The organism is Pirellulales bacterium, from assembly GCA_019636335.1.
Taxonomy (GTDB): domain Bacteria; phylum Planctomycetota; class Planctomycetia; order Pirellulales; family JAEUIK01; genus JAHBXR01.
In genome coordinates this window covers 24,783-37,401 of sequence record JAHBXR010000013.1, presented here as the reverse complement: position 1 = coordinate 37,401, position 12,619 = coordinate 24,783, and the positions used below count along the sequence as shown (strand labels likewise).

At 65.1% G+C, this 12,619-nt stretch carries 9 protein-coding genes; 4 read left to right on the top strand and 5 right to left on the bottom strand.

What is annotated here, in order from left to right:
- Complete coding sequence (locus tag KF708_13990) at positions 1-1,281, bottom strand: beta-ketoacyl-[acyl-carrier-protein] synthase family protein (GenBank protein MBX3413797.1); 1,281 nt, start codon at positions 1,279-1,281, stop codon at positions 1-3.
- Between the two features lie 663 nt (positions 1,282-1,944).
- Between KF708_13990 and KF708_13985 the strand changes: the two genes are divergently transcribed.
- Positions 1,945-2,430: a division/cell wall cluster transcriptional repressor MraZ gene (locus KF708_13985; GenBank protein MBX3413796.1), complete on the top strand. Its 486-nt coding sequence runs from the start codon at positions 1,945-1,947 to the stop codon at positions 2,428-2,430.
- Positions 2,431-2,892: 462 nt separating this feature from the next.
- Here the strand turns inward: KF708_13985 and KF708_13980 are convergent, their stop codons facing one another.
- From KF708_13980 to kdsB, 3 genes are all read right to left on the bottom strand, one after another.
- On the bottom strand, positions 2,893-3,339 hold the full coding sequence (locus KF708_13980) for a DUF1844 domain-containing protein (GenBank protein MBX3413795.1): 447 nt from the start codon (positions 3,337-3,339) through the stop codon (positions 2,893-2,895).
- 37 nt (positions 3,340-3,376) lie between these two features.
- Entirely contained in the window at positions 3,377-5,014 is a 1,638-nt protein-coding gene (locus KF708_13975; GenBank protein ID MBX3413794.1) for a CTP synthase, read from the bottom strand.
- Positions 5,015-5,305: 291 nt separating this feature from the next.
- Positions 5,306-6,088: a 3-deoxy-manno-octulosonate cytidylyltransferase gene (kdsB, locus tag KF708_13970; GenBank protein ID MBX3413793.1), complete on the bottom strand. Its 783-nt coding sequence runs from the start codon at positions 6,086-6,088 to the stop codon at positions 5,306-5,308.
- A 91-nt stretch (positions 6,089-6,179) separates the two neighbouring features.
- Here kdsB and KF708_13965 point away from each other — a divergent pair, with 91 nt between their 5' ends.
- The 3 genes from KF708_13965 to KF708_13955 all read left to right on the top strand — a co-directional run bounded on the left by KF708_13965 (position 6,180) and on the right by KF708_13955 (position 11,560).
- Positions 6,180-7,292 carry a saccharopine dehydrogenase NADP-binding domain-containing protein gene (locus tag KF708_13965; GenBank protein ID MBX3413792.1) on the top strand — a complete coding sequence of 371 codons (1,113 nt, stop codon included), beginning with the start codon at positions 6,180-6,182 and terminating at the stop codon, positions 7,290-7,292.
- Between the two features lie 167 nt (positions 7,293-7,459).
- Positions 7,460-9,760 carry a protein kinase gene (locus KF708_13960; GenBank protein MBX3413791.1) on the top strand — a complete coding sequence of 767 codons (2,301 nt, stop codon included), beginning with the start codon at positions 7,460-7,462 and terminating at the stop codon, positions 9,758-9,760.
- A gap of 3 nt (positions 9,761-9,763) precedes the next feature.
- Complete coding sequence (locus KF708_13955) at positions 9,764-11,560, top strand: adenylate/guanylate cyclase domain-containing protein (protein MBX3413790.1); 1,797 nt, start codon at positions 9,764-9,766, stop codon at positions 11,558-11,560.
- Here the strand turns inward: KF708_13955 and KF708_13950 are convergent.
- Positions 11,544-12,554 (bottom strand): hypothetical protein, encoded by a 1,011-nt coding sequence (locus tag KF708_13950; protein MBX3413789.1) that lies wholly within the window; start codon positions 12,552-12,554, stop codon positions 11,544-11,546. The two genes, KF708_13955 and KF708_13950, sit on opposite strands and share 17 nt — an antisense overlap.
- Positions 12,555-12,619: the final 65 nt, after the last annotated feature.

Sequence of the window (12,619 nt, the reverse complement as noted above, 5' to 3'; positions counted from 1 at the left end):
CTAGGCAGCCGCGGCCGGACGGAACTTGGCGGCCGAGTCGGCCGCGTTCCAGCGATTGAGGGCCACGGCGACGATATGTCCGCCGAAGGCCACCGAGAGTTTCAGGGCGTGCTGATACTGCCCACGCCGTCCGACGAGAGGAATGCAGTCGAGATCGCACTCCGGATCCTGATTGATCAGGTTCATCGTGGGAGGGGCGAATCCATCGCGGAGAGCCAGGGTGGTGATGGCCAATTCGACGCTGCCGGCGGCGTTGACCAGGTGCCCCAGCATCGATTTGGTCGCGCTGACGCAGGTCTGATCGGCGGCGCGTCCCAGGGCACGGCGGATGCCTCGCGTCTCGGCGACGTCGTTCTGCAGCGTGCCCGTGCCATGCACGTTGATATAGCCGATGTCGTGTCCGTCGAGCTGCGCCTTGCGCAAGGTGGTTTGAATGGCGTGCGCCAGGACGTGCGATTCCTCGTCGAGGCCCGTGACGTGATGGGCCTCGCCGGCCATCGTGCCGGCGGCAAAGGTGGCGTAGATGCGGGTCCGCCGCGCCACGGCGTGGCTCAGGCGTTCCAAGACGAACATTGCGGCCCCTTCCCCCATCACGAAGCCGCGTCGCTCGCGATCGAAGGGGCGGCAGGCCTGTGCGGGATCGTCGTGGTGGGCGAGCACGTTCATTCGCAGAAAGCCCGCCGCAAAGAGGGGGTGGATCGCCTCGGCACTGCCGGCGAGGGCCACGTCGCATTGCCCATCTTCGATCGAGCGCACGGCGGAAAGGATATCGATCAATCCGCTGGCACAGGCCGTGGAGTGGCAGATGCGCGGGCCCAAGAGACCATGTTCATTGGCCACCACGTCGCACGCCGTGCAGGGGAAGAACTGCTCCCACCAGGGAATGGCGCGGGGAAGGTGGTGCTGGTCGTGCGCGGCATCGAACCTCGATTCGATCTCGCCGGTATCGCCCATGTGGCCGCTGATGGCACAGCCGACACGGCTGCGATCGATGGCCGACAGGTCGAGCCCTGAATCGTGCAAGGCCTCGGCCGCCGAGATGCGGCTGAGGGCGATGACCTTCATCCGCCGGGGACGATCGGGCGCGAGGTCGACGGGGGCGCCGATGAGCAGGCCGTCGGGGATGTAGGGAATGCCCGTCAGCGAGCGGATGCCGCTTTTGCCGCGCCGTACGGCCCGCCAGACGCTCTCTCGATCTCCTCCGACCGAGGTAATCATGCCGATCCCGGTAATCACCACGGGGTCGGCAGGGGCGTTCTGCATGGCGCGCGAACGGATCATAGATCGCCTGCTACGGCAAACTGGGGGTTGTTGGGAATTGGGAGATTCCTGAATCCCGGCCAGAAAACATTCCGGGAAGCGGTCGAACGAGGAATCTGCTGAAAAGATCGGTTGTGCGGATAGGTGACTTCACCAAAACGCGTCCCGCGACGCGTGCCGTCGACTCATTTCGCCCGGAATTATAGGGAGCCTCGGCGGATCGCAGCAAGGTCAGTCCACCGCCAAAGACGCCCCCGCCTGGGGGAGGCGCGGGGGGCGGGCCGAGAGAAGGGGGGCATTCGCCGCGGCAAAAAAGTTTGGCCGCGGTCCCGCGCCTGCTCGCGACCGGGCGGGACGTGGGCCAGGCGTCCGAGTTCGTGGGCTCGAAGACCGGGTTTTGCCGGAAGAGGCGCGAATTATCTACCGATCAAGTAGACAAATTAGTCCCTTGAGTGGCGCACGGTACGCGAGGTCCTGGCGATGGTCGGCGGGCGATTTTTTTGAGGCGGGTGGTTGCAAAGGCTCACGAAATCGCTAATATCCGCACCTATGGGTTTTGAGCCCAAAGCACTCGATTTCAATCTGGTGATTGTGGGAAACAGGCCCATCAAGGAAGATCACACCTATTCGAGCAAGGTCAGGCACACGGACGCCCCCTAACCCGTGCCACGCGACCGTCCCTCGATGTCCGACACCCCTGAGTTGATCCTGGGCGAATACCGGCGCTCGCTCGACGAGCGTTTTCGCCTTTCGATTCCCGCCGAAATGATCGAAGCGATGGGAGCGAGCGACGTTCCCTTCATCCTGGCCAAGGAACGCCCCGGATGCTTGAGCCTGTGGAATGCCCGAGCGTGCAAAGCCGCGCTCGACGAGGGGATGGACCTCGTGCGGCGGAAGATTGCGGCCGGCAAATTGGCGGGGCGCCTGGGACAGGTGCAAATGCTTGGCCGCTTGCTATCAACCCGGCACGCCGAGGTAGAGATGACCGGTCGGGGACGCCTGTTGATCCCCGAGGGTTTTCGCGATTTTCTCCGCGTCGAGGCGGGGGGGGAAGTGGTGATCGTCGGCGCGGCGATCGCCCTCGATCTGTGGCATCCCAAAGCCTGGTTCGACTACACGGCGGGCCGCATGCCCAAGTTCCGGCGGTTGTTCGATCGCCTCTCCGGTTAGACCGCCGCGCGCGTTAGGAGTTCACCATTCGCCGAACAACGTAAGACATCTTCGAGCTAGCCACGCCCGGCCTGGAGGCCAGTCCCCGCGTATTCCCTGTCCGTGTCACCCGGCCGGGAAGCCAACACCAGGGAACGGTAAGCTGAGGCACGGACGCCACCAAACGTCCTCCGGCCGGGCGTGGCCCTTTCGGCGACCTGGTTCTCGTCGAGAGAAAAGTTGAGCCGAAGAAGGAAGAAGGCTGAAAGAGGATTGCTCGCGTATTTTCCAGCGAGCAATCAACCACGCCGTTTTTCATCCGCTAGTTGCCACGCAACACCGACCATCTTGCGACATGCGCCTCGTGGCGAGAAGAGAACTCGCTCCGCAAGATGATCGCTGCTACCCGTGGCCCACTGGTAAATCACCATCGCTTTGCGCTGAATCTCTTGCTCGCCTCGCTGACGCTTCGGGTTGTGGTGATTACTTCGCTTCGCCCGACGGAGCGTCGTTTGGCTTCGACTGAGCCTCGACGTAGGCCATGCGCAATTCGTGCAGCACGCTGCTGAGGACCGAGATCTCCTGCGGCGTGCGATTGCCCTGCGTCTTCTCCTCGAGCATCGTGATCAGATCGATCATGTACTTGGCCTCGGGCAGGCTGCGTTCGGGCTTTCCTGTGGCTGGATGCGGCACGTAGCCCAAGGCGATCATGACCTGGGTCGCCAGCATGCTGATGAGCCCGGTGAGGGAGGCCTCGGGAAACTGGACGGGGGTCTCCGGCGAGGCGGCAGACGCGGCCTCGGTCGGACGCGGAGACTCGGCGGGGGCAGATTTCTCCTGAGAGAGCTTCGCCTTCTCCGCCTCGACCTGCGACTTCCAGTCTTCGTCGACGATGATCTTGGGCTGAGGATCTTGCGGTTCGTCGGTCATGGCAATCTGGGGGTTCAGCGCACGGGGAATGGGGGGACTAGGACGCTTCGAGTTCCTTGGCACGTTCGCCACGCAACGAGTGCCGCTCGACGGCGGCGGCGACGAAGCCGTTGAACAGCGGCTGCGGCGCCGTCGGCTTCGACTTGAACTCGGGATGATACTGTACGGCCACGAACCAGGGATGGCTGGGAATCTCGACCACCTCGACCAGCGAGCCGTCGGGGCTCGTGCCGGCGGCGTTCATGCCGTGCGCCTGGAATTGCTGCCGGTAGACGTTGTTGAACTCGTAGCGGTGACGATGCCGCTCTTGCACCAGCTCGCGGCCATAGCAGGCGGCGGCGCGGCTGGTTGGATCGAGCTTGGCGGGATGTGAACCGAGCCGCATCGTGCCCCCCTTGTACGTGATCGATTTCTGCTCGTCCAAGAGGCAGATCACCGGGTGGGGCGTGTCTTTGTTGAACTCGGTCGAATGGGCATCCGTCAGACCGACCACATCGCGGGCAAACTCGATCACGGCGCACTGCATCCCGAGACAAATGCCCAGGAAGGGAATGCCCCGTTCGCGCGCGAAGCGGATGGCCTGCACCTTGCCCTCGATGCCGCGCTCGCCGAAGCCCCCCGGCACGAGAATGCCGTCGATGCCCGCCAGCAGGCGTTGTGGGCTTTCGTGCTCGATGTGCTCGCTTTGGATCCGTTGGATGCGGATCTGGGCCAGATTGGCGATGCCGGCATGGTCGAGGGCCTCGTAGATCGACTTGTAGGCGTCCTTGTGCTCGGCGTACTTGCCGACGACGGCGATGCTGATTTCGTGCTCGGGATTGCGCAGGCGGTGGAGCAGATTGCGCCAGTCGTCGAGATCGGCCTCGTGGCATTGGAGGCCCAGCTTGCGCACGATGAGGCTGTCGAGCCGGTTTTCGACCAGGCTCATCGGCACTTCGTAGATCGAGAAATCCTTGTCTCGTTCCTCGATCACGGCCTCGATCGGCACGTTGCAGAAGAGGGCGATCTTTTCGCGGTCGTCGCGCGACATGCCCCGTTCCGTACGGCAGATGAGAATATCGGGCTGGATACCGATCTCGCGCAACTGGCCGACGGAGTGCTGCGTGGGCTTCGTCTTCAGCTCGTCGGCGGCCTTGAGATAGGGGACGAGCGTAAGGTGGATATAGAGGCAGTTTTCCTTGCCGGCGTCGAGCGAAAACTGGCGAATCGCCTCGAGGAAGGGCTGGCTTTCGATGTCGCCGACCGTGCCGCCGATCTCGGTGATGACAACGTCGACGTCGCTGGTGGCCAGCTTCTTGATGACGCTCTTGATCTCATTGGTGATGTGCGGGATGACCTGGACGGTCTTGCCGAGAAACTCGCCCCGGCGTTCCTTGTCGATCACCGACTGGTAGATCTGGCCGGTCGTGTAGTTCGAATCGCGGGTGAGGGGCCCGTGGGTGAAGCGTTCGTAGTGCCCCAGGTCGAGATCGGTCTCGCTGCCGTCGTCGAGCACGTAGACTTCGCCATGCTGGTAGGGGCTCATCGTGCCGGGGTCGACGTTGATGTACGGATCGAGCTTTTGCATCCGCACGGAGAGTCCGCGTTCCTCGAGCAGCATGCCGATCGAGGCGCTGGTGAGTCCCTTGCCGAGGGAGCTGACGACCCCCCCCGTGACGAAGATGTGCTTGGTCATGCAGTTAACCATCCTGGAGGCGAGTGCGCGTGCCGCGCCATCGTGACGGAGCGTGCGCTGGGGGGAGGAGAGCAGGGCCACACGCGCGCATGCCGAGACGCGTACGTAGAGGTGAAAACGCCGCCCAAAGCGGGTTTTGCTGTCCGCGCGGCCGATGAGCCACTTGGAACAGCAGTGCATCTACGCATTCCGGGCTTTCGTTGGGCGCCCTGGGTTCATGGGCTGCACGCAACGAAGTAAAGCACGCTCGCCGTCACCTGCGTTTGTGCCGTGTGGACCCACACGGCCATCTTAGCGGCCGAGGGTCCGTTCGACAAACGCCCGGTAATCGGCCGGAGTATCGATGCCGAAGGTCGGCTCATCGACGACGCCGACGAGGATGGGATAGCCCGCGTCGAGCACGCGAAGCTGTTCCAGGTTTTCCAGTTTTTCCAGCGGCGAACGGGGCATCTCGGCGATCCGCAGCAAGAAATCTCGGCGATAGGCGTACATGCCCACATGCTGGTGGAAGAGGGGGGGATCGACCGCCAGGAGCGAATCGTCCCACTGGTGGGGGCGTGGAATGGCGTGCCGGCTGAAGTACATCGCCCGGCCTTGGGTGTCGAACACCACCTTGACGCAGGCCGGGTCTTCGAACTGCTCGCGGCGCCGGATTGGCGTGGCGAGCGTCGACATGGGGACGCCCGGATTCTCTTCGAGCAGTTGCACGACCAGGTCGATCGCGTCGCCCGATAGGTCGGGTTCGTCTCCCTGCACGTTGACGATGATATCGGCGTCGGTCAGGCGGCGGGCGACTTCGGCCACACGATCGGAGCCGCTGGCGCACGATTCGCTGGTCATTTGGGCGTCGCCGCCAAAGCTGCGGACCTCGTCGAGGATCTCTTCGTGGTCGGTGGCGATGCAGATGCCCAGGGGGCGGCGGGCGCGGCGGGCGGCCTCGTAGGTGTGGTGGATCAAGGTTTTGCCGGTCTCGCGGAGCAACAGCTTCCGGGGCAATCGCGTCGAGGCGAGCCGGGCCGGAATCACGATATAGCTGCGCGAGTGGATGCGCGGTTGAAACGCCGCCTGCGACATGGTACGGATCCTCCTTGATCCAGGAATCTGGGCGCCATTGATAGCGAAACGGACCGACGGCGCGAAGTCCGGACCGGAGACAGGAGCTACGATGCAGATCATCGTGCTAGGGGGCGCGGGGGACATGGGGAGCCGGGCCGTGGAGGAACTCTCCACCGCCGAAGGCGTTACGCGCGTGACGATCGCCGATCGCAACGTGCCCGTGGCCGAAATGCTAGCGGCCCGACTGGCCGGCAGGCGGGCCAAGGTAGACGTCCGGGCCGTGGATGCCCGCTCGCACGACGATCTCGTGGGGGCGATGCATGGTTACGACGTGGCGGCGTCGGCCCTGGGGCCCTTTTACCTGTTCGAGGCCCGGCTGGTGGCCGCCGCCCTGGACGCCGGCGTGAATTACTGCAGCATCTGCGACGAATGGCAGGCGGCCGAGGAGATCTTTACCCGCTACGACGGACCCGCCCGAGATATGGGGCGGATCGTGCTGACGGGGCTGGGTACCAGCCCGGGCATGTCGAACGTGGCGATTCGGTATCTATCGGCGGGCATGGAGCGTGTGCGCCGAGCGGACGTCTACTGCTATCAGCCCCTGACGGCCGGCGGCGGCGAGGCGGTCTTGCGGCACATGTTGTTCATCATGACGGGGGAGACGCGGGTCTGGCGCGAGTCTCGCTGGCAGACGATTCGGGCCTGCTCCGAAGAACACCTGGTCGAGTTTCCGAAGTTCGGGCGGATCAAGGTGTGGAACATGGGGCACAGCGAGCCGGCGACCGTGCCGCGGTACTTTCCCGGCATCGAAGAGGTGAACTTCTTCATGGGGTATGGCCGCGCGGCGATGCTGTTTGTGTGGCCGGCGCGACGGGGATGGTTCGCGCGACCGGGGGTCGTCGAGGGGACGGTCAAGCTGGCCACCTTCGTCGAGCGACTCTTCGCCGGCAAAGCGCCCGACCCGGGCGCGCTGCGGATCGACGTGTGGGGGCTGCAAGACAACGTCGAAGTCCATCGCACGCTCTGCGGCACGGGCACGATGCGCGAGGCGACGGGTCTTTCGCTGGCGGTGGGGGCGCTGATGCTCGGTCGGGGCGAAGTCATCGCCCAGCGGGGCGTTTTCGCGCCGGAAGGATGCCTCGATGCCGGCCGATTCATCGAACGCCTGCGGACGTTAGGGATCGCCGCCTACCACGATTTGGCGATGTCGCAGCCGATCTGATCGCGGGCGAATCAATTTGCCTTTTGTCAGGGCAAGCTCGGCCGCCGCGCCCTCATCTGCCGGCAATGCTGTTCCACTCCACGAGCAAGGGGCTTTACGCTTCGCGACGCGCTGGCATCCGTAGTAAACTTGGGACGAGCGCTCAAGAAATTCAGGGATTCGCATCGATGGACGGCACGCGGACGCTTCAACAAGGGGGAGACGAGCAAGATCGCGCCCGGCGGCGCAGTCTGCAGCCCGTCCATCCTCCGACGAAGGTGCCCGGCTTCGAGCCGATCCGCTTTCTCGGCTCCGGTGCGTTCGGCGAGGTCTGGGTAGCCGCCGACAAGAACACGGGGCGGCGCGTGGCGATCAAGTTCTACTCGCACCGCGGCGGACTCGACTGGTCGCTGCTGGCGCGCGAGGTCGAGAAGCTGTCGTTCTTGTTCGGCGATCGTCACGTCGTGCAGTTGCTCGAGGTTGGCTGGTCGGCCGAACCTCCCTACTACGTCATGGAGTATCTCGAGCGGGGCTCGCTCGAGGAGCGTCTGCGCGAGGGGACGCTGCCGGCGACGGAGGCCGTGGCCTTGTTCCGCGACGTGGCGACGGGACTTGTCCACGCGCACGGCAAGGGGGTGCTGCACTGCGATCTCAAGCCGGCGAACATCCTGCTCGACGACGACGGCAAGCCGCGCCTGGCCGACTTCGGCCAATCGCGGATGTCGCACGAGCAGTCGCCGGCGCTGGGCACCTTGTTCTTCATGGCGCCCGAGCAGGCCGATCTCGAAGCGGCGCCCGACGCGCGTTGGGACGTCTACGCGCTGGGGGCGCTGCTTTACACGATGCTCGTCGGCGCACCCCCCTTTCGCGATGCCCCGGGGGCCGAGCGCATCGAGCAGGTGCCGGGCCTCGAACAGCGCCTCATCGCTTACCGCGAGCTGTTGCGCACCTCGCCGCGACCGGCCCGGCATCGCAAGGCGCCGGGGGTCGATCGCGCCCTGGCCGATATCATCGACCGTTGCCTGTCGATCAACCCGGCGCGCCGCTACCCGAACGTGCAAGCGGTGGTCGACGCGCTGCACGTGCGCTCGATCAAGCGTGCCCGACGTCCGCTGTTGATCCTGGGCGCGTTGGGTCCGGCCGTGCTGCTCGTGCTGCTGAGCGTGCTGGCGTGGGATACGCATCGCCGCGCGATTGGCCGTTCGGAGCGTGAGATTACGCGGTTGGCGCTCGAGAGCGAGGCCTTCCTGGCGCAGTTCGTGGCCAAGGGGGTCGCGGCGCAGATCGACGAACGCTGGAAGGCGATGGAGCAGTTCGCCAGCACGGAGCGCTTTCGTGACGCGCTGATCGACGCACGGGACAAGGAGCAGGGCACCCCGGAGCGCGAAATCCTGCAATCCGAGTTGTCGAAGTTGCCCGAGCGCTTTCCCGCGATCAAAGCGACCAGCTACTTCGTGCAGGACGCTACGGGCAAACAGCTTGCGCGTTATCCCTTCTCGACCGAAACGATCGACGGGGACTATTCGTTCCGCGACTACTTCCACGGTCGCGGATATGAGATGAAGCCCGGCACGACGGACATTGCACCGATTCGGGACGTTCACCGGTCGATCGTGTTCCGCAGCCGCGCGACGAACAACCGCATGGTGGCGTTTTCGGCGCCGATCTGGAGCGGTTCGCCCGACGAGGGAGATCGGCACGTGATCGGCGTGCTGGCGATGACCGTCGAGTTGGGTCATTTTGCCGAATTACGTCCAGAACACGGGACGAGCAAAGACCAGCTTGCCGTATTGGTCGACGCGAACGAGGACTCCGATCATCTGCGTGGACCGATTCTGGAACATCCAGGGCTGGGGGCGGCCCTGTCGTCCGATGTCACCCCCGAACCGGCCGCCATCGATCAGAGACAGGCTACCGGAGCCTTCTGGAACGAGGCCGCCGCGCAGGGTTACTATCTCGAACCGCAGCACCTCGATCGACTGGCCGAGATCCGCAAGCTCCAGCAGCAGATACGCGAATTGCGTCGCGAGACTCCGTCGCCGGCCGATCTGGGCGAGCAACTGGCAACCTTGTCGGCCAGTGTCCACCGCTTGACGAAGATCGACGAATACACTGATCCCGTGCAGTCGCAGTCGAACGACGATTGGCTGGCCGCGATCGAACCGGTGGTCGTTGAAGGTCGCCCCGACAAGATCGCCGATACGGCCTGGGCCGTGATCATCCAGCAACGCCGCAATACGGCACTCGAGCCGGTGCGCGAGCTGGGGCAGGGGCTGGCCCGGAGCGGTTTGACGGGGCTGGCGGTCGTGTTGGGAGTGGTCACCGCCTTGTGGGGCGCGGTGATTATCGTGATGAACGAATCGCCCCGCTCGCGCTGGCTGGCGCGCTTCAAGCGGCGCGTGGGATTGTCGTCGCAAGAGAGCGCGGGCAGTTCGGCGTCGATGGCCTCGAGCTTGCAGTCCACTTCACCCGATGCGACGGAGTCGTAAGGCGTGGCCGATCTGATTGCGGAAGGAATGTTGCCCCAGCAGCGCTGGCGCCGGGTGTTGCCCATCGATCAAACGATCGTCATCGGTCGCAATCCTGGTACCTGGGCCGTGCCGTGGGACGATCGCATCTCGCGCCGCCATGCCGAGCTGCGTTGGCACGAAGGCCGTCTCGAAGTGCGCAAGATCCCGACGGCGATGAATCCCGTCTTCGTGCGGGGAAACGAGGTGTCGGAAGTCGCGCTCAAGCCGGGAGACAACTTCGTCATCGGCACGACTACGTTCACGCTGTCGGTCGACCAGGTGAGCATGTCGCTCGACATGCCATTGCCGCGCGAAGAGCAGTCGTTTACGGCGCAGTACCTGCAGCAGTTGCCGTTTCGCAATGCGGACCAGCGGATCGAGGTTTTGAGCCGCTTGCCCGAGGTGATCGTCGGCGCCTCGACCGACATGGAACTTTGCGTGCGGCTGGTGAACATGCTGATGGCCGGGATTCGCCGCGCCGATGCGGTGGCGGTGGTGTCGGTCAACTCGGTCTCGCCGGAGGAGGCCAAGGTGCAGGTGTTGCACTGGGATCGCCGGCTGACGACCGAGTCGGCCGGGCTCGATTTTCAGCCCAGCGCGCGGTTGATCCTCGATGCCGTCAAGCGCGAGCAGAGCGTGTTGCATCGTTGGGAGGCGGGCGCCGAGAACGAAATTCCCGGCGCCACGCTGGCCGAAGGATACGACTGGGCCTTCTGCACGCCGGTGGGGGATACCAGCAAAGGTGGCTGGGCGGTGTATGTGGCGGGGCGGCTGGCGCATCGGCGCGGAGGACCCTCGAGTTCGTCCAGCCCCACCGACATGCGCGACGACCTGAAGTTCACCGAGTTAGTCGCGTCGATCCTCAGCTCGCTGCGGCAGCTTCACACGCTGCAGCGCAAGCAGGCCAGCCTGGGGCAATTCTTTGCTCCCGCGGTGATGGAGGCGATGGGGACCGCCGATCCCGAGGAGGTGCTCAAGCCGCGCGAGACGCAGGTCTCGGTGCTGTTCTGCGACTTGCGAGGTTTTTCGCTCGAGGCCGAACGGAGCGCCGACGACCTGCTCGGGCTGTTGAATCGTGTCAGCGTCGCGCTCGGGGTCATGACGCATCACATCCTCGAGTCGGGGGGCGTGGTGGGAGATTTCCAGGGGGACGCGGCCATGGGTTTTTGGGGCTGGCCCCTGCCGCAGCACGACCGTATCCACCGCGTGTGCCGGGCGGCGACGGCGATTCGCACCGCCTTCGAGGAAGCGGCCACGCGGAGCGGCGATGCGCTGGCCGATTTCCGCATGGGGATCGGCATTGCCTGCGGCCGGGCGGTGGCGGGCAAGATCGGCACGGTCGATCAGGTGAAGGTGACCGTCTTCGGCCCGGTGGTGAATCTGGCCTCGCGTCTCGAAGGCATGACGAAGATCCTACGCGCTCCGATTCTGATTGACGAGACGACGGCCGAACAGATTCGCGCGAGCGTGCCCGCCGAGATCGCGCGCATACGGCGGTTGGCCGTGCTGCAGCCGTACGGCATGGATACGGCCGTCGAAGTGAGCGAGTTGCTGCCGCCGGAAAAGGACTATCCGCTGCTGACCGACGAACACTTGCGGACTTATGAAGCGGCGCTCGAGGCCTTCCTGGCTGGACGCTGGGGCGAGGCGTACGAACTGCTGCATCGCCTGCCGGCGAGCGACCGCCCCAAGGACTTTTTGACGGTCTACATCGCGCAGCACGATCGCACGCCGCCGCGAAACTGGGACGGCGTGATTCGACTCACCTCGAAAAGCTGAGCCGGCGTCCCATCGTTCGCAAGGGGCCGAGCATCGCGCGGCCCACGCGACGCGACTGCCGCCGCCAGCGCTCGCCTCTGGTGAAGAGTTCCGATTCGGGCAGACGCGTGACGTACCGGGCCACGCGCGCCAGGGCGGCGCGCGATGCATGCCCCGTCTCGAGAGCGAGCCCCTCGGGAGTGATCCATACGGCGCCGGCGTTTTCGCCCTTCGTGGCGTCGTGCCTGGCGGCCTGGGATCGCGACAGTTCCTGGCACCGCAGAACATTCGCTTGCCACCACTGGCGATTCGGCCAGGCCAGGCCCGATCTCAAGACCGCCTCGGCGTCGAGCCGCGCCGGGGAGTCGGCCTCGCGCGGCGAGCATTCCGCTTCGACCAGCCAGATCGATCGCGGGTGGTCGCTCGACGCGAGGCCTGGCGCGGAGCCCAGGCAGCGGCGTTGGTGTTGCGGAAAGATGGCTTGCAGATACGACTCGAAGTCGCCGATCTCGTCGCGGATGCGCTGCGAACCCACCTGTTGCTCGCGCGGGTCGGGATATTCGAGAAAGATGCGCTTGGCCCGGGTCGCCAGCGATTCGAGAAAGGGGCGGTGGTCGGGCATCCAGTGCAGGACGCTCAGGCAGAAGACCGCCGCGAAAGGGGACTCGTTCGCCGTGCAGCGCGCGACCAGCCCCGCGTCCGCACGGCGCGTGACGAGCAGCACGCGATGCGCGTCGTTCGCTTCGAGCATCAGCCGCTGCACGCGGGCAGAACGCTCGTCCGACTCGGCACTGACGACGAGCAGGCCGGGATGCGTTGACGCGGCGCGCCAGCCGAACCAACCGAAGTTCGAGCCGACATCGAGCACGATGCCTCGCGTCGGAAGGTGAGGTTCGATGAGCGCCCAGCGATGGGCTGGGTCGCGCTCGCCTCGGCGCACTACCTGGCCGGCGAGCACGATATCTTGATAGGCGCTGATCCCGGCAAGCAGGCGATCGAGATGGTTGTCTTCCACGCGTGCATCCTTACTCGCGCGAGATCGCTATCGGGGCACCGTGTCCCGTGCCTGGCATTGGAGCA

Bases quoted from the DNA above. Each gene is read 5' to 3' on its own strand.
- KF708_13985 (MBX3413796.1), top strand. From the start codon at position 1,945: ATGTCCGACACCCCTGAGTTGATCCTGGGCGAATACCGGCGCTCGCTC.
- KF708_13990 (MBX3413797.1), bottom strand. From the start codon at position 1,281: ATGATCCGTTCGCGCGCCATGCAGAACGCCCCTGCCGACCCCGTGGTG.
- KF708_13980 (MBX3413795.1), bottom strand. From the start codon at position 3,339: ATGACCGACGAACCGCAAGATCCTCAGCCCAAGATCATCGTCGACGAA.
- KF708_13965 (MBX3413792.1), top strand. From the start codon at position 6,180: ATGCAGATCATCGTGCTAGGGGGCGCGGGGGACATGGGGAGCCGGGCC.
- KF708_13960 (MBX3413791.1), top strand. From the start codon at position 7,460: ATGGACGGCACGCGGACGCTTCAACAAGGGGGAGACGAGCAAGATCGC.
- KF708_13975 (MBX3413794.1), bottom strand. From the start codon at position 5,014: ATGACCAAGCACATCTTCGTCACGGGGGGGGTCGTCAGCTCCCTCGGC.
- kdsB (MBX3413793.1), bottom strand. From the start codon at position 6,088: ATGTCGCAGGCGGCGTTTCAACCGCGCATCCACTCGCGCAGCTATATC.